The sequence below is a fragment of the Bradyrhizobium valentinum genome (assembly GCF_001440405.1).
In the GTDB taxonomy this organism is placed as follows: Bacteria; Pseudomonadota; Alphaproteobacteria; order Rhizobiales; family Xanthobacteraceae; genus Bradyrhizobium; species Bradyrhizobium valentinum.
In genome coordinates, this window is record NZ_LLXX01000118.1 from 140888 (window position 1) to 160071 (window position 19184).

The 19184-nt window shown below is 63.2% G+C and carries 19 protein-coding genes; 6 read left to right on the top strand and 13 right to left on the bottom strand.

Going from position 1 to position 19184, the window contains the following annotated elements:
• The first annotated feature begins 61 nt into the window (after nt 1-61).
• From CP49_RS17720 to CP49_RS17735, 4 genes are all read left to right on the top strand, one after another.
• Nucleotides 62-691 (top strand): CvpA family protein, encoded by a 630-nt coding sequence (locus CP49_RS17720; RefSeq protein WP_057851478.1) that lies wholly within the window; start codon nt 62-64, stop codon nt 689-691.
• Nucleotides 692-722: 31 nt separating this feature from the next.
• Entirely contained in the window at nt 723-2228 is a 1506-nt protein-coding gene (purF, locus tag CP49_RS17725) for an amidophosphoribosyltransferase (protein ID WP_057851562.1), read from the top strand.
• 157 nt (nt 2229-2385) lie between these two features.
• Nucleotides 2386-3126 (top strand): SDR family NAD(P)-dependent oxidoreductase, encoded by a 741-nt coding sequence (locus tag CP49_RS17730; RefSeq protein ID WP_057851479.1) that lies wholly within the window; start codon nt 2386-2388, stop codon nt 3124-3126.
• A gap of 341 nt (nt 3127-3467) precedes the next feature.
• Nucleotides 3468-4706: an ABC transporter substrate-binding protein gene (locus CP49_RS17735; RefSeq protein ID WP_057851480.1), complete on the top strand. Its 1239-nt coding sequence runs from the start codon at nt 3468-3470 to the stop codon at nt 4704-4706.
• A 77-nt stretch (nt 4707-4783) separates the two neighbouring features.
• On the opposite strand, the gene CP49_RS17740 is transcribed toward CP49_RS17735, so the two are convergent.
• From CP49_RS17740 to CP49_RS17755, 4 genes are all read right to left on the bottom strand, one after another.
• On the bottom strand, nt 4784-6025 hold the full coding sequence (locus tag CP49_RS17740; protein WP_057851481.1) for a TCR/Tet family MFS transporter: 1242 nt from the start codon (nt 6023-6025) through the stop codon (nt 4784-4786).
• Entirely contained in the window at nt 6022-7407 is a 1386-nt protein-coding gene (gene der / locus CP49_RS17745; RefSeq protein WP_057851482.1) for a ribosome biogenesis GTPase Der, read from the bottom strand. Before der ends, CP49_RS17740 begins: the two co-directional genes overlap by 4 nt.
• 161 nt (nt 7408-7568) lie before the next feature.
• On the bottom strand, nt 7569-8090 hold the full coding sequence (locus CP49_RS17750) for a hypothetical protein (protein ID WP_057851483.1): 522 nt from the start codon (nt 8088-8090) through the stop codon (nt 7569-7571).
• A gap of 29 nt (nt 8091-8119) precedes the next feature.
• Nucleotides 8120-8773: a tetratricopeptide repeat protein gene (locus CP49_RS17755; RefSeq protein WP_057851484.1), complete on the bottom strand. Its 654-nt coding sequence runs from the start codon at nt 8771-8773 to the stop codon at nt 8120-8122.
• Between the two features lie 276 nt (nt 8774-9049).
• Between CP49_RS17755 and CP49_RS17760 the strand changes: the two genes are divergently transcribed.
• Entirely contained in the window at nt 9050-9880 is an 831-nt protein-coding gene (locus CP49_RS17760) for a hypothetical protein (protein ID WP_156438500.1), read from the top strand.
• Between the two features lie 30 nt (nt 9881-9910).
• Here CP49_RS17760 and CP49_RS17765 read toward each other — a convergent pair whose 3' ends face one another.
• From CP49_RS17765 to CP49_RS17795, 7 genes are all read right to left on the bottom strand, one after another.
• A complete protein-coding gene (locus tag CP49_RS17765; RefSeq protein ID WP_057851486.1) occupies nt 9911-11506 on the bottom strand; it encodes a class I adenylate-forming enzyme family protein in 1596 nt (531 codons plus the stop codon).
• A gap of 11 nt (nt 11507-11517) precedes the next feature.
• The gene (panB, locus tag CP49_RS17770) at nt 11518-12339 is read right to left on the bottom strand and encodes a 3-methyl-2-oxobutanoate hydroxymethyltransferase (RefSeq protein WP_057851487.1); all 822 of its coding nucleotides are present in this window, start codon (nt 12337-12339) and stop codon (nt 11518-11520) included.
• Between the two features lies 1 nt (nt 12340).
• Nucleotides 12341-12925, bottom strand: a complete 585-nt coding sequence (locus tag CP49_RS17775) for an NnrU family protein (RefSeq protein ID WP_057851488.1) — start codon at nt 12923-12925, stop codon at nt 12341-12343.
• 86 nt (nt 12926-13011) lie between these two features.
• On the bottom strand, nt 13012-13614 hold the full coding sequence (locus CP49_RS17780; RefSeq protein ID WP_057851489.1) for a hypothetical protein: 603 nt from the start codon (nt 13612-13614) through the stop codon (nt 13012-13014).
• Between the two features lie 70 nt (nt 13615-13684).
• Nucleotides 13685-14242 (bottom strand): TetR/AcrR family transcriptional regulator, encoded by a 558-nt coding sequence (locus CP49_RS17785; protein ID WP_197423146.1) that lies wholly within the window; start codon nt 14240-14242, stop codon nt 13685-13687.
• 58 nt (nt 14243-14300) lie between these two features.
• Nucleotides 14301-15026, bottom strand: a complete 726-nt coding sequence (locus CP49_RS17790; protein ID WP_057851491.1) for a crotonase/enoyl-CoA hydratase family protein — start codon at nt 15024-15026, stop codon at nt 14301-14303.
• A gap of 273 nt (nt 15027-15299) precedes the next feature.
• Nucleotides 15300-16916 carry a peptide chain release factor 3 gene (locus CP49_RS17795; protein WP_057851492.1) on the bottom strand — a complete coding sequence of 539 codons (1617 nt, stop codon included), beginning with the start codon at nt 16914-16916 and terminating at the stop codon, nt 15300-15302.
• Between the two features lie 154 nt (nt 16917-17070).
• Here CP49_RS17795 and sugE point away from each other — a divergent pair, with 154 nt between their 5' ends.
• A complete protein-coding gene (sugE, locus tag CP49_RS17800) occupies nt 17071-17394 on the top strand; it encodes a quaternary ammonium compound efflux SMR transporter SugE (protein ID WP_057851493.1) in 324 nt (107 codons plus the stop codon).
• Here the strand turns inward: sugE and CP49_RS17805 are convergent.
• Nucleotides 17386-18390 carry an inorganic phosphate transporter gene (locus CP49_RS17805; protein ID WP_057851494.1) on the bottom strand — a complete coding sequence of 335 codons (1005 nt, stop codon included), beginning with the start codon at nt 18388-18390 and terminating at the stop codon, nt 17386-17388. The two genes, sugE and CP49_RS17805, sit on opposite strands and share 9 nt — an antisense overlap.
• Nucleotides 18391-18405: 15 nt before the next feature.
• Nucleotides 18406-19050 (bottom strand): DUF47 domain-containing protein, encoded by a 645-nt coding sequence (locus CP49_RS17810; RefSeq protein ID WP_057851495.1) that lies wholly within the window; start codon nt 19048-19050, stop codon nt 18406-18408.
• Nucleotides 19051-19184: the final 134 nt, after the last annotated feature.

A 19184-nucleotide genomic window follows, 5' to 3' on the forward strand; every position in this document is an offset into this window, starting at 1 on the left:
GGGGTGACCCTGACCCGCCGATTCGCTGCTTGAGAACTTACGAGCGGACCCTGACCAGCCGATGCCGATAACGATACTCGATCTCGTCCTGCTCTCGGTGATGCTGATTTCGGGCCTGCTCGCCATGGTGCGCGGCTTCATGCGCGAAATCCTGTCGATCGCAGCATGGGGCGCGGCGGCGCTGGTGACGCTTTATGCTTTCTCCAAGCTGCTGCCGACCGCCAAGACTTATTTCAATAACGACACGGTCGCGGCCGTGGTGGTGGTGGCCGGCACGTTCATCGGTACCTTGGTCGTGGTGTCCGTCATCACGGTGCGGATTTCCGACATGATCCTGGATTCCCGGATCGGCGCGCTGGATCGCACGCTCGGCTTCCTGTTTGGCCTCGGCCGCGGCCTCCTGATCGTGGTGGTCGCCTTCCTGTTCTTTAGCTGGCTTGTCCCTGACAAGCAGCGGCCGGACTGGATCACCGGCGCGAAGTCCCGGGTGGTGCTGCAGGGAACCGGGGATTGGTTAATGTCGCTCTTGCCGGATGACCCCGAGAACACCATCTTAAAGAGATTCAAGAAGAATAAACCGGAAGACGAGCAAACTGACGCCGAGCAGGCAGCTCCTGCGTCCGGCGATGGCTACAGCAAACCTGCCCGCGACAGCCTTAAAAAGCTGATCGAGAAACCCGCGGGCCGCTAATTCTGGCCAAAGAAGAGAGGCGATGGACGCGATGCAAAACCCTTCCGATCCCGCCGGCAATCTCGACCCAAACTCCGGCATCGAGTTGCAGGACGATCTAGAAGGCGACACGCTACGCGAGGAATGCGGCGTGTTCGGCATTTTCGGCCATCCCGAGGCCGCCGCCATCACCGCGCTCGGACTACACGCCCTCCAGCATCGCGGCCAGGAAGCCGCCGGCATCGTCTCCTTTGACGGTAGCCGCTTCCATTCCGAACGCCGCCTCGGCCTCGTCGGCGATACTTTCTCCCGCCGCGAAGTGATCGAGCGCCTGCCCGGCAGCATGGCGGTCGGCCATGTGCGCTATTCCACCACCGGCGCGACCATCCTGCGCAACGTGCAGCCGCTGTTCGCCGAGCTCAATGCCGGCGGTTTCGCAGTCGGCCATAACGGCAACCTCACCAACGGGCTCACGCTCCGCCGCGAACTGGTGAAGGGCGGCGCCATGATGCAGTCGACCACCGACACCGAGGTCATCCTGCACCTGGTCGCGCAGTCCAAGCGTGGCCGTTTCATCGACCGGTTCATCGAGGCGCTGCGCGCGATCGAGGGCGCCTATTCGCTGGTGTCCCTGACCAACAAGAAGCTGATCGGCGCCCGCGATCCGCTCGGCATCCGCCCGCTGGTGCTCGGCGACCTCGACGGCCATCCGATCCTGACCTCGGAGACCTGCGCGCTCGACATGATCGGCGCCAAATATGTTCGCGACGTCGAGCCCGGCGAGATCATCGTGTTCGACGAGAAAGGCGCCAACAGCCACAAGCCGTTCCCGCCAAAGCCGCCGCGGCCCTGCATCTTCGAGTACATCTATTTCTCGCGGCCGGACTCCATCGTCGGCGGCCGCTCGGTTTACGAGGTTCGAAAAGCCTTTGGCGCGCAGCTCGCGCGTGAAAGCCATGTCGAAGTCGACGTCGTGGTGCCGGTGCCGGATTCCGGCGTGCCTGCCGCCGTCGGTTACAGCCAGCATTCCGGCGTGCCGTTCGAACTCGGCATCATCCGGAACCACTACGTCGGCCGCACCTTCATACAGCCGACGCAGAGCGTGCGCGAACTCGGCGTGCGCATGAAGCATTCGGCCAACCGCGCCGCGATCGAAGGCAAGCGCATCATCCTGATCGACGACTCGCTGGTGCGCGGCACCACGTCGAAAAAGATCGTGCGCATGATGCGCGACGCCGGCGCCCGCGAAGTGCATTTCCGCCTTGCCTCGCCGCCGATCCTGTATCCCGACTATTACGGCATCGACCTGCCGGACCGCGGCGGACTTCTCGCTGCCACCCATTCGCTGGAAGAGATGCGCGACATCATCGGCGCGGATTCGCTGGCGTTCCTGTCGATCGACGGCTTGTACCGCGCGATGGGCGAACCGGGGCGAGATCCCGCCAATCCGAAATTCTCCGACCACTGCTTCACCGGCGCCTATCCGACCCATCTCACCGACCAGACCCAGGTCGAACCGCAGCCCCGGCAATTGTCGCTGCTGGCCGAAGCGAGCTGACAACACCTAACGGTGTCGTCCCTGCGAAAGCAGGGACCCATAACCACAGGCCTTCGTTTTTCCGGATGCCATCAGTTATTGACACCTCCTCACCTCATGAGCGCCGCGGCGTATGGGTCCCTGCTTTCGCAGGGACGACGATGATCGAGCTAGTTCAATGACCAAACTCCTCGCCTCCCGCATCGCCCTCGTCACCGGCGCCTCGCGCGGCATCGGCTACGCCACCGCCCGCGCGCTTGCCCGTGCAGGTGCGCATGTTGTGGCCGTCGCTCGCACGCAAGGCGGTCTTGAGGAACTCGACGACGAGATCCGGAAAGATGGCGGCAGCGCCACGCTGGTGCCGCTGAACCTCACCGATTTCGACGGCATCGCGCGGCTCGGCGCGGCGCTGCATGAACGACACGGCAAGATCGACATTCTCGTCGGCAATGCCGGTATCGCCGGTCCTTCCTCGCCGCTAGGGCATATCGAATTGAAGTCGTGGAACGACGTGATGGCGCTCAACGTCACCGCGAACTTCCAGCTCATCCGCTGCATGGACCCGCTGCTACGAGTCTCCGATGCCGGCCGCGCCGTGTTCGTAACCTCGGGCGCAGCCAGCAAAGCGAACGCCTATCAGGGTCCCTACGCAGCCTCGAAGGCCGCGCTGGACACGCTGGTGCGTTCCTGGGCCAACGAGACCGTGAGCACCAAACTGCGTGTCAACCTGTTCAGCCCCGGCCCGATCCGCACCCGCATGCGCGCCAGCGTATTTCCCGGCGAAGATCCGATGACGTTGGATACGCCGGAACAGGCAGCGGAATTTATCGTCCCGATGTGCGCGCCCGACTGGAACGAGACCGGCAAGCTCTATGACTACAAGACCCGCACGCTGATGAGCTTCCGCGCGCCGGAGTAAGCGCGCTGGCGGACTTCTCACCGTCATTGCTCTAGATGCGTTCGCTAGATGCGTTCGCTCAACAACCCCGTGCATTGCGCGATGATCGCTAACGACGGGTTGCTCTATGTCCGCGATCACATGAACAACCGCATTCAAGAAAGATGGAACCTTCGCTAAGGAATAGTTTTACGAAAAGGGTAACAATTATACCCCGAAGTAGATACCGGACCAGAAGTTCAAGCTGATCTCGGACGCGCTACGATAAGTGCATTGCCCGTCCCAGCGAGAAGGACTATCGCAGGACCGCTGGCAGGTTCCGAAAAGAGAGCCGGCAGAACAACCATTTCTGGAGGAATACCATGACGACTGGAATTGCGCGGCGCCTCGCCGCCTCCGTGGCACTTGCTGCATTCGGCCTCGCGACGCCAGCATTGGCCCAAGACAAGATCTCGGACAAGACCGTCAAGATCGGCGTGCTAAACGACATGTCGAGCCTCTATGCCGACATCGGCGGACCCAATTCGGTGGCTGCAGCGAAGATGGCGATTGACGATTCCGGCCTCGCCGCCAAGGGTTGGAAGATCGATCTGGTCAGTGGCGATCACCAGAACAAGCCCGACGTCGGCGTCAACATCGCCAGGCAGTGGATCGACAACGACAAAGTCGACGTCATCGCCGACACACCAAACTCCGGCGTCGCGCTCGCGGTGAGCAACCTCGTCAAGGACAAAAATGTCGTCCTGCTCAATTCGGGCGCAGCCACAGCCGATCTCACCGGCAAGGCCTGCACGCCGAACACGATTTCCTTCACCTACGACACCTACATGCTAGCCAACGGAACCGGCAAGGCGCTGACCAAGGCCGGTGGCGATAGCTGGTACTTCCTGACCGCAGACTACGCGTTCGGACATGCGCTGGAACGCGACACCTCGGCGGTCGTCACCACCAGCGGCGGCAAGGTGCTGGGCGGCGTCAGGCACCCGCTGAATACGTCGGACTTCTCGTCGTTCCTGTTGCAAGCGCAGTCCTCGAAGGCAAAGGTGGTTGGCCTTGCCAACGCTGGCGGCGACACCACCAATGCGATCAAGCAGGCGTCCGAATTTGGCATCGTTGCGGGCGGTCAGAAGCTTGCGGCGCTCCTGCTCTTCATTAACGACGTTCACTCGTTGGGCTTGAAGACCGCGCAAGGTCTGACGTTCACGGAATCGTTTTACTGGGACCTGAACGACAAGACGCGCGAATGGTCCAAGCGCTTCCAGAAAGTATCACCGAAAGGCACGATGCCCTCGATGACGGTGGCCGGGGTTTATGCAGTGGTGCTGCACTATCTCAGGACGCTCGACACGATGGGCGGCAATCCGCATGACGGCGCCAAGGTCGTCGCCAAGATGAAGGAATTGCCGACCGACGATCCGCTGTTCGGCAAGGGCCCGCTGCGCGCCGACGGCCGCCGTCTCATTCCGGCCTATCTGTTCGAAGTGAAGAAGCCGGAAGAGTCGAAGGGCCCGTGGGATTACTACAAGCAGATCGCCACGATCTCGGCGGAAGACGCCGCCAAGCCGCTCGAAGCCAGCGAGTGTCCGCTGGTGAAGAAATAAGAATTGTGGGTTAGCGAAGCGTAACCCACCTCTTTTCACGCAAGCGATCGGTGGGTTACGCCTTCGGCTAACCCACCCTACTTTTTGAGCGTGCGCCAGGCGATCACCAGCGCCGCTCCCAACAGTGCCGCCGCCAGCAGGAACGGCGCCCCCGGCATTTTGAACGGCGCCTGGTCGCTGATGGAATAGGCAAATGTCAGCGTAAACAGAAACGGTCCCGCCATCTGCGCGATGCTGTTGACGCTGTTGGTCGCGCCCTGCAACTGGCCCTGCTGATCGGGTGCGACCAGTTGCGTGGTCAGCGCCTGGATCGCCGCCCCTGCCACGCCCCATAGCGCCATCACGGGAATGCCGATCCAGAACAGCGGTCCGGTCGGGGCTGCACCATAGATGAAAAATCCCAGCGCACCGCAGGCGAGTCCGAGTAACAGCGCCCGGCGCTCGCCGAGGCGCTTGACAATCGGCCCGACACCCGCGCCCTGCACCACCATCGCGCAGACGCCGACCAAGGCCAGCGTGAGCCCTACCGTCGTCGTGTCCCAGCCGTAGCGGTAAGTGGCGTAGAGCACGAAGGTCGACGGCAGCACCACATGCGCGACCTGCCCGAAGAAATTTGCCAGCGACAGGCCGGCGAGAATCCGGTTCGAGCGCAACAGATGCAGCGCACCGATCGGGCTGGCGCTTTTCCAGTGGAACGGTGCGCGGCGTTGCAGCGGCAGCGACTCGGGGAGGATCAGCCAGCCGTAGAGCGTATTCGCAAAGCTCAAGCCTGCCGCAACCCAGAACGGCAGGCGCGGGTCCATGCCGCCGAGCAGGCCGCCGATCGCGGGGCCGAGAATGAAGCCGGCACCGAAGGCCGCGCCGATCTTGCCGAACACCGCGGCTCGCCGTTCCGGCGGCGTCACGTCGGCGATATAGGCAAAAGCGGTCGAGATACTCGCCGAGGTGATGCCTGAGATCACCCGCCCGATAAACAGCCAGGTCAGCGACGGCGCCAGCGCCATCAACACGTAATCCAGCGCCAGCCCGAAATTCGACAACAGCACCACCGGCCGCCGGCCGAAGCGGTCCGAGAGCGCGCCGAGGATCGGCGAGAACAGGAACTGCATCAGCGCCCAGGCGGTGCCGAACAGGCCGAAGATGCGTGCGGCGGTCGCCGTGTCGTTGTCGACAAAACTTTCCACGAGCTTGGGCAGGATCGGCAGGATCAGACCGAGCGCAAGCATGTCGAGCAGGATGGTGACGAAGATGAAGGCCGCCGCGCCGCTGCGCACCGGCGGCTTGTCGTCGGCAACAGCGGTGGACGCCTGTTCGCTCATGACGGCCGCCTGCGCTTGTGGGCGAACGGATTGGCCTTTTCGCGGAGCGTGATTCGGATCGGCGTGCCCGGCAGGTCGAAGGCCTCGCGCAGGCTGTTGGTGAGATAGCGCAGATAGGATTGCGGCACGGCATCCGCGCGCGAGCAGAACAGCACGAAACTCGGCGGACGCCCCTTGGTTTGCGTGATGTAGTTCAGCTTCAGCCGGCGGCCCGACACCGCGGGCGGCGGGTTGGCATCGACCGCCTGCTCGAACCAGCGATTGAGCGCGGCCGTAGGCACGCGCTTATTCCACACGGCATAGGCGTCCTGGATCGCGGTCATCAGGCGGTCGATGCCCTCGCCCATCAGGCCGGACACCGCGACGATGGGGGCGCCCTTGACCTGCGGCAGCCAGTGATCGGCATCGCTGCGCAGCGCTGAAATCAGGTGGGGCTTGCGCTCCATCAGATCCCACTTATTGACGGCGAGCACGATCGCCCGCCCTTCGCGCTCGATCAGATCGGCGATACGCAGATCCTGCTCCTCAAACCGGTTCTGCGCATCCATCATCATCACGACGACTTCGGCAAAACGTATCGCGCGCAGCGCGTCCGCCACCGACAGCTTCTCCAGCTTCTCCTCGATCCGCGAGCGCCGACGCAGGCCTGCGGTGTCGAACACGCGGAAATCGCGTCCCTGCCAAGTGATCTCAACCGAAATGGAATCGCGCGTCGTGCCGGCCTCGGCGCTGGTCAGCAGTCGTTCCTCGCCGAGCAGATGATTGATCAGCGTCGATTTTCCCGCATTGGGACGGCCGACGATGGCGACGCGAATCGGACGTTGCGCGAGTTCCTCGTCGGACACGATGACGTCGTCATCGTCGAACTCTTCGGGCTCTTCGACCGGCTCCGGCATCAGCACCCGTAGCGCGTCGTAGAGATCGCTCATGCCCTCGCCGTGCTCAGCCGAAATCTGGATGGGGTCGCCGAGGCCCAGCGCGTAGGATTCCATCGCGCCGATTTCGCCGTGCTTGCCCTCGCTCTTGTTTGCGACCAGCACCACCGGCTTGTTGGCGCGGCGCGCGAAATCGGCAAAGGCGCGATCGTTCGGCGTTAGCCCAGCGCGCGCGTCAATCACGAACATCAGCGCATCGGCCAGGCCGATCGCGGTTTCGGTCTGCTCCTGCATCCGCGCCGTGAGCGAGCCCTTGGCGCCCTCGTCGAGGCCGGCGGTGTCGATCACGGTGAATTCTAGATCGCCGAGACGCGCATTGCCCTCACGGCGATCGCGGGTGACGCCGGGCTCGTCATCCACCAGCGCGAGCTTCTGCCCGACCAGCCGGTTGAACAGCGTCGACTTACCGACATTGGGGCGGCCGATGATGGCGATCGTAAAGGACATAAATGATCCAAACGCCCTTTTTGAAGGGCGTGTCAATCGAACGAAAAGTTGAGCGCCTCTGTTCAGTTCTGATGAATCAGAATTGAAGTGAGGCTTTGATCTCTTTTTGACGCGTTTTCTTCACGCGAACCGGCTTCCACTTCGCTTGAAAACGCTATGGATCAACGCGTGAAAGTGCCGCTCGGCACCGGCGCCGGGAACGGCGAGGCCGATTGCTGCGAAGATTGCGCCGGCGCCGACGATTGATCCGGTGGCGGCGCTGTAGTGCGCTTGCGCACGATCTTGGCCGGCTTGGGCGCCGGCGGCGCAGCGGCGGTGCTGCCGTCTTCCTCGGGTGCGGCGTCGGGGTCTGCAGCGGCGGGGGCAGCGGCCTGTTTTCCCTTGGCTTTCGTGCCACGCTTCGATTTCGGCTCTTCCGGCGGAGGCGCTGCAGCGGCAGCCTGCGCGTTCGGATCATCGACCTGCTGACGAGAGCCCTTATAGAGATCCTTTGGCACGCCCTGCTCGAGGCCCGGCACGCCTTCGGGGAACACCGGCTTGCGCTCACCGGGCAGCTTCTTCTTGGTATCGAGGAAGTCGAGCAGGTCGGTCGGATCGAAACCGCCCGTGCTGCCACAGCCTGCCAGCGCGCCCGAAAGCGCGATGAGGACGGTAGCGGCGATCAAACGTTGCGGGCGGCGCATGGTCGGTTTTCCACTCAGCTCGTTTTGCGTCAGCTCTTGGCGACCGGCGGCAGCAAGGCTTCCAGCGCTTCGGCACGCGAGCGCAGGCTCGGCGGCGTTGCGCCGTCATTGGCGATCAGGTCCAGCCATTGCCGCGTCGCCGCAGCGTCGTTGGCGCGCCAGGCCGACAGTGCCAGCAACTCGCGCGCGGTATGGCGAAAGGTGGCGCCCGGCGCAGCGGCGGCTTCGAGGCGCTCTTTCATGTTGGGATAGCTGGTGCTTTCCAACAGCAACTGGGCGGCGCGAATCCGCGCCAGGTCCTGCTGGGCAACGCCGACGCTGCGGTCGGCGGCGATCTCATCGAACATTTTTGCGGCGGCCTGCACATCGCGATGGGCGACCTCCGCCGCCAGACGCAACCGCGACAGCACGCGATATCCGAACGGTGCCTTCGCGGCCAGATCGGCAAAGGCCGCTTCGGCCTCCGTATGCTTGCTCGCTTCCGCAAGCTCCACGGCCCTGTCGAACGCAGCGCCCGCCTCGGCCGCCTTCTTGGCCTCCAGATACTGGTAGCCGCGCCAGCCGCCCACGGCGGCGATGATCAAAATCACGCCGGCAATGATGTAGAGCGAATATCGGTCCCACAGCTTTCTGAGCTGATCGCGACGGACCTCCTCGTCTACTTCATCAAATAATTCAGACACTTAAAGATATCCCATCCCCGAGGAACCGCGGCTTGGACGGCAGTATCGCACGCCCGATCCCCGCATGGCGCGACGTAGCCTATCGATATGGCGGTGGCAAGGCAAAGCGAGGTGGATCAAAGCGTTAACAGCGGCTCCAACCCACCTCCGAAACCGGCTGACAATGTTGACATCGCGGTTCAAAGTTTGGCGTAATCCGCCCGCTGCTATTGACCTGCTCTTACCCGATTTTTCAGGTGTTTCATGCCTCGCCATGCGCTTGTTTTGATGCTCGCCATGGGACTGGCATCCCTGTCCACAGCAGCGTCGCTGGCCGACGACATCAAGCCGAAGGCGCCCGAGACGGCATTTTCGGGAAAGCTGCGCCCGGACATTCTGGGTATCTCGACCGAATCGAACGCCGAATCCGCGCGCGCCATTTTTGATTCCCTGTTCAAGAGCCGTACCGACACCAAGACCGACATCCAGCAGCAGAAATTCGGCAACGGCGGCGCCAGCTACGTCGCTGCGCTGAATTTCAGCCTCCCTGCCGGTTCGAAACAGAACGGCGAGATGCTCTCGACCAGCTTCTCCTCGCCGGCGAGCGCCAACCGCGCCTATTTCGTGGCGCGCAACCTCACCTTCGCGCCGGACCAACAGCCGTCGAAGGCGGACATGATCAGGGAAGTCATGGGCAAATACGGCGTGCCCACCATCGTCGGCGACCAGCACCTGTATTACATCTACCGCAAGGGCTCGATCATGTCCGTCGGCGGCAAGTACAAGGAAACGACCGCGCTGGAAGCCATCGACAAGCCGCTTGACCCGAGGGCCGCGGTCAAGCTCAACGGCGACACCGTCCGCGGCAGTTGCGTGGCTGTCGTCAAGCGCGCGCAGTCCAAAGCCAAGGAACCGAGCGCTATGCTGACCGAGGCCAAGGGCGCGAATTGCGATGGCGTGTTGAGCGTGCAGCTCGTTCCGGGCACGGCGGCCGACCGCGTCGGCATCGCGCAATTCACTCTGCTGGACGTCAAGCAACTCGTCAGCGCCGCCGCGATCGACAGTGCGGCGCTCGTCTCCGGGCAGAACGAGGGCGCGATGCCGAAGGGCAGCGCTCCGAAGCTCTAGCTGCCGCTTGGCGCAAGCCTGCGCGGCCGCTCAGGCCGCTGCGAAAGCCTCGCGGAGCTGCCGTTTCATCACCTTGCCATTGGCGTTGCGCGGCAACGGGTCCGTCCGTACGTCCATGGTTTCCGGCACCTTGTAATCGGACAGCCGCTCGGCGCACCAGGCGCGCAGCACCTCACCGCCGACGGCATTCCGCGTCACGACGACCGCGTGCACGCGCTCGCCCAGCACCGGACACGGCTTGGCGATGATCGCGCTCTCCACCACATCGGGATGGCTCGCCAGCACCGACTCGACCTCGGCTGAATAGATCTTCAAGCCCCCGCGGTTGATCATGTCTTTCTGCCTGTCGAACACGCGAACGAAATTCTCTTGGTCGATCGAGCCGAGATCACCGGAATGCCAGAAGCCGGCCGTAAAGCTCTCCGCCGTCGCCTTCGGATTGTTCCAATAGCCCTTGATGACGGATCCGCCATGGATCCAGATTTCGCCGATCTCGCCCCGCGGCAGTTCGCGCCCTTCGGGATCCACCACGACGATCTGCGCGCCGGGACAGGGCAAGCCGACACTGTCGATATGGCTGGCGGTCAATTCGCCGGGCATCATGGTCGATGGCGACGTGGTCTCGGTCGCGCCGTAGCAGTTCATCAGCTTCAGACCGGGAATCTTGGCATCCAGCCGTTCGATCGTGGCGATCGGCATCGGCGCGCCGCCAAAGCCGCCGATCCGCCAACTCGACAGATCGTAGCTGTCGAAATCCGGCTGCAGCAGGCAGAGATTGTACATCGCCGGCACCATCACGGTGTAGGTGACCCGCTCGCGCGCCGCCATCTTCAAATATTCCGCCGCCTTGAACTCCGCCATGATGATCAGCGCGCCGGCGCAACGGACCATGGTCATGATGTTGGCGACCACGCCGGTGACATGCCCGAGCGGCACTGCTGCAATCGATCGATCCGCGGCGGTGAGCTTCAGGCACGACACGAATACCATGGCCGAATGAATGATGGTGCAATGGGCCAGCATCGCGCCTTTCGGCCGCCCCGTGGTGCCCGAGGTGTAGAGGATCATAGCGGTGTCTTCTTCGCCGACCTCGACCGGCGCTGCCAGCGGCGCGTTATCGGCCAGATCGGAAAAGCGCGAGAGCCGCGGATCATCATCGATGGCGATCCGGTGCGTGACTTCAGGAATGTCAGCCGCATCGGGCACGCGGTCGGCCAGCGTGGCCTCGTGGATCAGGAGCCGCGCGCCGCAATCGGTCAGCACATAGGCGATCTCAGGCTTCTGCTGGCGGGTCGAAAGCAGCACCGTCACCAGCCCGGCATGCGCCGCGCCCAGCATCGTCAGTACGAATTCGATCCGGTTGCCGAGCAGCAGCGCGACGCGGTCGCCGCGCTGCAGGCCGAGTTTTTGAAGCCCCGCTGCGATTTGCGCCGATTGCTGCGCGACTTCGCGCCATGTCATTCGGGTGGTGCCGCAGACCAGCGCCTCGCCGTCGCCGTTTCGTTCCACGGCTTCGGCCACCATGGCCGGGATACTTGTGGGCCGTTCGCAAAAAGCCGGAACGATACGATCGCCGAAGCGCGGTTCGAGCCGCATCGCCGGAATGGAGTGCTGCGACCAGTCCATGGCGCGCCTCGTCAGCTCTTCTTCATCTCGTAGACGTGTTCTGGTCCGGGGAAAGCGCGCGAGCGCACGTCGCTGGCGTAGCCCTCAATCGCCGCTTCGATCGCGGGGCCGAGATTTCCGTAGCGACGAACGAATTTCGGCGTCCGCGGCGACAGGCCCAGCATGTCCTCCAGCACCAGCACCTGCCCGTCACAGGCCGCACTGGCGCCGATGCCGATAGTCGGAATGGAGATGGTCTCGGTGATCTTTCGCGCCAGCGGCTCGGCAACCGCCTCGATCACGACCGAGAACGCTCCGGCATCCGAAATCGCCTGGGCATCCTTCAGAATCGGATCCCAACTGCCCTCGTCGCGGCCCTGCGCGCGGAACGAGCCGAGCGTATTGATCGATTGCGGCGTCAACCCGATATGACCCATGACCGGCACGCCGCGCTCGGACAGGAACGCGACGGTCTCCGCCATCCGCGCACCGCCCTCGAGCTTCACCGCGCCGCAATGGGTTTCTTTCAATATCCGCACCGCGGAATGAAACGCCTGCTCCTTCGAGGCCTCATAGGAGCCGAACGGCATATCCACCACGACCAGGGCGTGCTTCGAACCCCGCATCACCGCATGTCCCTGCAGGATCATCATGTCGAGCGTTACCGGCACGGTGGTCTCGAAACCATGCATGACATTGCCGAGGGAATCGCCGACCAGGATGACGTCGCAGTAACGGTCCACCAGCGCGGCGGTGTGCGCATGGTAGGACGTCAGCATCACGATCGGCTCGCCGTTCTTGCGCGCGCGGATATCCGGCGCGGTTTTGCGCTTGATGGCAGACTGAACCGACATGCTAGGCTCCAACCACGGGGACGCCGATCACGACCGGATGGAACGCGAATGCAAGCGCCAGATAGGCGACGAGACCGACCGCGATCGCGATCAGATCGTTGCCGGGACCACCGACGGGAATCGGCGGCGCGCCGGCGTCGGAACGATATTTCAGCGAAATGCGGTCATATACCGCCCATGCGAGAAACGAGCCGAACAGGATGATCGAGCCGAGATCGCCGTTGGCGAGCAGGTGCGTCGCAGCCCACAGCTTGATGCCCGCCAGCATCGGATGCTTCAGCGTCGTATAGATCCGGCCCCGGATGTAGGAGGCGACGACCATGATCACCGCGGGCAGCATCAGGGCGACCGCGATGTGCTTGAGGGAGGTCGGTGGATCCCAAATTGGCCGCATCCCCGTCGCACGATATTGGGCAAAGCCCCAGATGATCAGGGCAAGCCCAATGAACGAGGCCAGCGCATAGCCGATCTTGTAGCCGCCCTCGCCCGTCGCCGCGATCACCTGCGCGCGCAGCTTGCGCTGAGTGGTGAGCGTGTGCACGCCGAGGAATAGGATCAGGCCCAGGATCAACACCAGCAGTCCCATGATGTTCTCCCGTTCCGCGGCTGGTCTTCCGGATTATCCGCGTAACATTTTAGGGGCTCGGAGTGCAATGCGCCACACGGCCGCCGTTACGGCTTCTCCGCCTGCTTTCCCAAATCGCGGTTGTCGACATAACGGATCGCAATCGGTCGCCCGGCGAGTGCGCCGCCCAATCCGGACGTGAACTTGAGCGGCGTGCAGCCGGCAAGCGACGCGTTGATGGCCTTGAGATAGGTGGCGCGGGTGTCGGCCGGGACGCCGGCCGTGGCATACGTCACACGCGGCGTAGCAATGATCTCGCCCGATCGCTTGAAGCTGAAACGAACCGACATCTGCATGCCCGCGCGCGCGATATCGGAAGGCGGCGGCGACCAGCAGGACCGCAGCGCGGCAAACAGGTCGCCGATCGTATCGAGATCATGGTCGGGCTTGCGGTATTTCGCGGTCTGACCCTGCGGCGGCGCGCTTTCGATCGTGAGTTGCAGGTTTTGGCCGTACGGATAATCGATCTCGGGAATGCAGGGGCCGTCGTTGAACACGCTGCAAAACGACGGCGTGCACGGCTGGCCGTCGAGCACGCTGCAGGGCGCATGTGAAAACGGCGTGGCATCGATCTGACGCCGCCGCTGGGCATCGGCAGCGCCTATCCCGACGAGCAGGCCGATCAGGCAGACAACGGCAAGTCGAAACATGCAGCGGGGTCCTCACGGGCGACCCCACTAAGCTGATGCGTGCTGCAGGCGCTATCAAGGCCGATAGCGTTCACATCCCTGCGTTCATGGCGGACAGTTCCGCAATCAGGGCCTTCTCGCTGGGCTGGTCGAGGACGCCGGCCGTATAGAGCGAGATGCCGCCATACAGCGTGATGTAGACCTTCATCACCGCGCGGCGACGTTCGACCGGGCTCTCGATATCCTGGCAGAATATCCGCATGGCCTGAGCGATGACCTTATGAACCGCAACCTGCAGCGGCGGATTGAGTTTCATGGTGGCGTGCGGGCGGCTGGTCATCAGCGCATAGAGCGCGCGATTGGCGAGCGCGAAGCGGACATATTTCGCGGTGTAATCCTGCGGCGTCTCCGCCTTGACCAGGATGGCGGCAAGCCGCGTGTAGGCCTCGGTCGCGACCGCATCCAAGAGCGCCTCCCGGTCGGCGAAATGATTGTACAGCGAGCGATGCGCGACGCCGACGGCATCGGCGACCTCCCGCAGGCTCAACTGCTCATGGCCGGCCGTGGCCACCAGACGGGTGGCGGCCTTCAGCGCTGCGGATTTCAGATTGCCATGGCGATAGGTCGCCCGGCGCGGCTTTGCGGTCATGTCTCCTTCATACAAAGGCATGCGACGCAACGCTACTCCGGGCCGCCGAAGTTTTCAGTCAGGCAGACGCCCGCCTGACAACACGGTCCTCGCCATATTGCGGCGTAATGTCCTCGTCGATCATGTCGCGGATCATCCTGATCACCGCCCCGCGCGCTCGCGCCTTGGTGGCGGCGTGGGCGGCCATGTTGAGGGTGGCGAGCGCCTGCGCGGCCTCCTCGGCGCTGCGCTCCAGCGCGTCGGGCGGAACGACGCGGTCAAAGAAGCCGGCGGTGACCGCTTCGGTGGGACCGAACATTTCCGCCGTCATGACCACCCTGCTGAAATAGGCCGGCGTCAGCCGCTGCCGCGCGATCTCGATCGCAAAGCGCGGTACGGTGAGCCCGATCGCGACCTCGTTCATGCCGATCCGGTAATCGCCCTCCGCGGCAATGCGATGGTCGCTGGACATGATGAGGAAGGCGCCCATCGGATAGGCGTTGCCCTGGCAGGCCGCCACGACCGGCGTCGGGAACGAGAGGATACGTAGCGCCAGCTCCGCGCCCGCCTTCACCATCAGATATTGGTCCTCGGCGCTTCCCTTGGCGAAGACACCGAGATCGAAGCCGCCGGAAAAATGCTTGCCGCGGGCCTTCAGGATCACGACGGCCTTGTCTTTCTCCGCCTGATCGAACGCCGCATGCAGGGCATTCAGCATGGCAAGCGACATCACATTGGCCTTGCCGTCGTCGATCACGATGGTGCCGACGGGGCCGGAACGGGAATAGGTCGCGAGATCAGTCATGGTCGGTCTCCCTTTTGTTGAAAGCATCCGGTGGATACTTTAACGGAAGCCCGTGAGGCGCAAGGACTTTATCCCAGTCCAGAATGCATGCATGCATCCAATGGATGCATAAGTGGTGAGCGACCAACCTCAGCCCCAACTGTCATCGTCCGGCTCGACCGGACGATCCAGTATTCCAGAGACGTCAGTGATTTACGGATAAGCCGCGGCGTACTGGGTCCCCCGCCTTCGCGGGGGACGACAATGGGAGGCTGGGCGGCGGCCGATCGCCCCTTACACCTTCTTCACGTCCTTGACGTTGGAAAAATTGATGCCCTCGGCCCGTTCGCGGGTATAGCCGAGGTAAAACTCGTTCTTGGCCATGAATACTGGATCGCCGTCGACATCGTCGGCGATGCCGGAGCCGTTGGCAGCGATGAAGGCGTCCAGTTTCTTGCGGTCGTCGGACGAGACCCAGCGCGCGAGCTGGAATTCCGAGACTTCGAATTCCACCGGCAGCGAATATTCGGCATCGAGCCGCGCCTTCAACACGTCGAGCTGCAGCGGACCGACGACGCCGACGAGCGCCGGCGCGCCGTCGCGCGGCCGGAACACCTGCACCACGCCTTCTTCCGACATCTGCTGCAGCGCCTCTTTCAGCTTCTTCGCCTTCATCGCGTCCGTCAGGCGCACGCGGCGGACAATTTCCGGCGCGAAGCTGGGAACGCCGACGAAGGTAATGTCCTCGCCTTCCGTCAGCGTATCGCCGATCCGAAGCGTACCGTGGTTCGGAATGCCGACGACATCGCCGGCAAAGGCTTCGTCCGCCACCGAACGGTCCTGGGCGAAGAAGAACTGCGGCGACGACAACGACATGTTCTTGCCGGTGCGCACCAGTTTTGCCTTCATGCCGCGGCTGAGTTTGCCTGAACACAGCCGCGCGAAGGCGATGCGGTCGCGGTGGTTCGGATCCATGTTGGCCTGGATCTTGAACACGAAGGCGCTCATGCGCGGCTCGGCGGCCTCGACCTTGCGAAGGTTCGAGTCCTGCGCGCGCGGCGCAGGCGCAAACTTGCCGAGGCCTTCCAGCAAGTCGCCGACGCCGAAATTGCGTAGCGCGCTGCCGAAATAGACCGGCGTCAGATGTCCTTCGCGAAACGCCTCCAGCTCGAACGGCTTGCAGGCCTCAGATACCAGCGCGAGCTCATCCTTGATCTCGGCGACGTCGAGATTGGCATTGCGCCCGGCGAGATCGGCAATATCGATCTGCTCGGTCGCACCGGTCTTGGCGCCGCCGCCCTCGAGCAGGCGCACGCCGCCATTGACGACGTCGTAGGTGCCGAGGAAGTCGCGGCCGCGGCCAACCGGCCAGGTCATCGGCGTGGTATCGAGCGCCAGCGTCTTTTCGATCTCGTCCAGCAGTTCGAACGTATCGCGGCTCTCGCGATCCATCTTGTTGATGAAGGTGATGATCGGAATGTCGCGCAGCCGGCACACCTCGAACAGCTTTCGCGTCCGCGCCTCGATGCCTTTGGCGGCGTCGATCACCATCACGGCGGAATCGACCGCGGTCAGCGTGCGGTAGGTATCTTCGGAAAAGTCCTCGTGGCCTGGCGTATCCAAGAGGTTGAAGACCAGGTCCTGGAATTCGAACGTCATCACCGAGGTCACGACCGAGATGCCGCGCTCGCGCTCGATCTTCATCCAGTCGGACCGGGTATTGCGCCGCTCGCCCTTGGCCTTGACCTGTCCCGCCAGATTGATGGCGCCGCCGAACAGCAAGAGCTTTTCGGTCAGCGTGGTCTTGCCGGCGTCCGGGTGGGAGATGATCGCAAACGTGCGCCGCCGTGCCACTTCATCTGCAAGCGGCGAGCGGGAGGGCGATTCGGTTGTAGCGGCAATGTCGGACATGAGGATCGAGCGTTTGGCAGGGAAAACCGGGCTAATCAAGCCTCATTTGGTGGTTGCGGAGGCCGCTGGCCAGTCCCATATCGGCAGCGGAAGGACGGCCTTCCATCTCACAGCTCATCCGCGGGGACGACCCTGCTTGGTTCGGAGGGTTGTCATGGCCTGGATCGTGTTGTTCGTCGCCGGCCTCATGGAAGTTGGCTGGGCGATCGGCCTCAAATATACCGAGGGCTTCACGCGGCTCGTTCCATCCGTCCTGACGCTCGCCTGCATGGCAGGCAGCATCCTCCTGCTCGGTCTTGCCTTGAAAGTGCTGCCGATCGGAACCGCCTACGCGGTATGGACCGGCATTGGCGCAGTCGGAACCGCAATCCTGGGCATCGCACTGTTCGGCGAGCCTGCGACCGCCGCCCGCCTCGCCTGCATCGGCCTGATCGTGGCCGGCATTGTCGGGCTCAAACTCGTCACTGGATCAGCGTAGCAACAGCACGGCCCAATAGGTCAGCGCCGCGATAATCGCCGACGCCGGAATGGTGATCACCCAGGCATAGACGATCGAACTCGCCACGTTCCAGCGCACCGCCGAGACCCGCCGCGCCGCGCCGACCCCGACGATGGAGCCGGTAATGGTGTGGGTGGTGGATACCGGAACCCCGAGATAGGTCGCCATGAAGAGGGTCGCAGCGCCGCCGGTTTCAGCGCAAAAGCCCTGCATCGGCGTGAGCTTCGTGATCCGTAGCCCCATGGTGCGAACGATCCGCCAGCCCCCCATCAGCGTGCCGAGGCCCATGGCCGCCTGGCAGGAAATCACGACCCAGAACGGGATTGCGAAATCCGCCCCGAGGTAACCCTGCGAATACAAAAGCACTGCAATGATGCCCATGGTCTTTTGCGCATCATTGCCGCCATGGCCGAGCGAGTAGAACGATGCCGAGACGAATTGCAGGATGCGGAAGGCGCGGTCGACCGCAAACGGCGTCGAGCGCACTGACAGCCAGGACACGATCGCGACCAGTACCAGCGCCAGCAGAAATCCGACCAGCGGCGACAACACGATCGCCAGTAGCGTTTTTGACAGGCCGCTCCAGACCGCCGCGGAAATCCCGGCCTTGGCCATGCCCGCACCGACTAGTCCTCCGATCAGCGCGTGCGAACTCGATGATGGAATGCCGAGCCCCCAGGTAATCAGGTTCCAGACAATGGCGCCGACCAGCGCGGCGAAGATCACGGCCGCATCGACGACGTCAGGCTCGATGATTCCCTTGCCGATCGTGTTGGCGACGTGCAGCCCGAACACGAGGAAGGCGATGAAATTGAAGAAAGCCGCCCAGAACACCGCATAATGCGGGCGCAGCACGCGGGTCGAGACGATCGTGGCGATCGAATTGGCGGCGTCGTGCAATCCGTTGAGGAAGTCGAACAGCAGCGCGACCGCGATCAAAAAGATCAGAATCGGAAGACCAAGCGTGGCGTCCACTGAATTGGCCCTGTCCTATACCTGTTCGATCACGATCGAGTTGATTTCGTTGGCGACGTCGTCGAAGCGGTCGGACACTTTTTCGAGATGCTTGTAGATCTCGGCGCCGACGACGAAATCCATCGAGTTGCCGTTGCGGTGCTTGAGGAACAATTCCTTCAACCCGATGTCGTGGAGATCGTCGATGCGGCCCTCCAACTTGCCGATTTCCTCGGTGATGGCGGTCAGCAGCGCGACGTTGCTCCCGATCGACTGCATCAAGGGAAGCGCGCGGCTGACAAGATTGGCGCATTCGACCAGAAGCGTTGCTATTTCGCGCATCGGGGGTTCGAACGTCCGCACTTCGAACAGCACGACCGCCTTCGCGGTCTGCTGCATCTGGTCGATGGCGTCGTCCATCGCCGTGATCAGGTTCTTGATGTCACCGCGGTCGAACGGGGTGATGAAGGTGCGGCGGACCGCGGTCAGCACCTCGCGGGTGATGCCATCGGCATCGTTCTCGAACTGATTGACGCGCTGGCAGAATACCGGCGTCTCATCGCCGCCGCGCAGCATGTCCTGCAACGCCAGCGCCCCCTGCTCGACCGTCTGGGCATGCCGGGCAAAGAGGTCAAAAAACCGCTCCTCCTTGGGCAAAAAGGCACGAAACCAGCGCAGCATGGGCATTTTTCCGTCTTCAGAAACGGCCGCCCGGGCGGCCTGTCACAAAACTGTCATAGAGCATTCGAGGGAAAAGCGCGCCGTGGCTCGACCCGGGAACGGGGTCATCCACCGCTTTGTGTAGCCGAAAACTG

Bases quoted from the DNA above. Each gene is read 5' to 3' on its own strand.
- sugE (WP_057851493.1), top strand. From the start codon at position 17,071: ATGGCCTGGATCGTGTTGTTCGTCGCCGGCCTCATGGAAGTTGGCTGG.
- CP49_RS17740 (WP_057851481.1), bottom strand. From the start codon at position 6,025: ATGAGCGAACAGGCGTCCACCGCTGTTGCCGACGACAAGCCGCCGGTG.
- CP49_RS17795 (WP_057851492.1), bottom strand. From the start codon at position 16,916: ATGTCCGACATTGCCGCTACAACCGAATCGCCCTCCCGCTCGCCGCTT.
- panB (WP_057851487.1), bottom strand. From the start codon at position 12,339: ATGTCGGTTCAGTCTGCCATCAAGCGCAAAACCGCGCCGGATATCCGC.
- purF (WP_057851562.1), top strand. From the start codon at position 723: ATGCAAAACCCTTCCGATCCCGCCGGCAATCTCGACCCAAACTCCGGC.
- CP49_RS17720 (WP_057851478.1), top strand. From the start codon at position 62: ATGCCGATAACGATACTCGATCTCGTCCTGCTCTCGGTGATGCTGATT.
- CP49_RS17790 (WP_057851491.1), bottom strand. From the start codon at position 15,026: ATGACTGATCTCGCGACCTATTCCCGTTCCGGCCCCGTCGGCACCATC.
- CP49_RS17765 (WP_057851486.1), bottom strand. From the start codon at position 11,506: ATGGACTGGTCGCAGCACTCCATTCCGGCGATGCGGCTCGAACCGCGC.
- CP49_RS17780 (WP_057851489.1), bottom strand. From the start codon at position 13,614: ATGTTTCGACTTGCCGTTGTCTGCCTGATCGGCCTGCTCGTCGGGATA.
- CP49_RS17735 (WP_057851480.1), top strand. From the start codon at position 3,468: ATGACGACTGGAATTGCGCGGCGCCTCGCCGCCTCCGTGGCACTTGCT.
- CP49_RS17775 (WP_057851488.1), bottom strand. From the start codon at position 12,925: ATGGGACTGCTGGTGTTGATCCTGGGCCTGATCCTATTCCTCGGCGTG.
- CP49_RS17730 (WP_057851479.1), top strand. From the start codon at position 2,386: ATGACCAAACTCCTCGCCTCCCGCATCGCCCTCGTCACCGGCGCCTCG.
- CP49_RS17810 (WP_057851495.1), bottom strand. From the start codon at position 19,050: ATGCTGCGCTGGTTTCGTGCCTTTTTGCCCAAGGAGGAGCGGTTTTTT.
- CP49_RS17750 (WP_057851483.1), bottom strand. From the start codon at position 8,090: ATGCGCCGCCCGCAACGTTTGATCGCCGCTACCGTCCTCATCGCGCTT.
- CP49_RS17760 (WP_156438500.1), top strand. From the start codon at position 9,050: ATGGGACTGGCATCCCTGTCCACAGCAGCGTCGCTGGCCGACGACATC.
- der (WP_057851482.1), bottom strand. From the start codon at position 7,407: ATGTCCTTTACGATCGCCATCATCGGCCGCCCCAATGTCGGTAAGTCG.
- CP49_RS17785 (WP_197423146.1), bottom strand. From the start codon at position 14,242: ATGACCGCAAAGCCGCGCCGGGCGACCTATCGCCATGGCAATCTGAAA.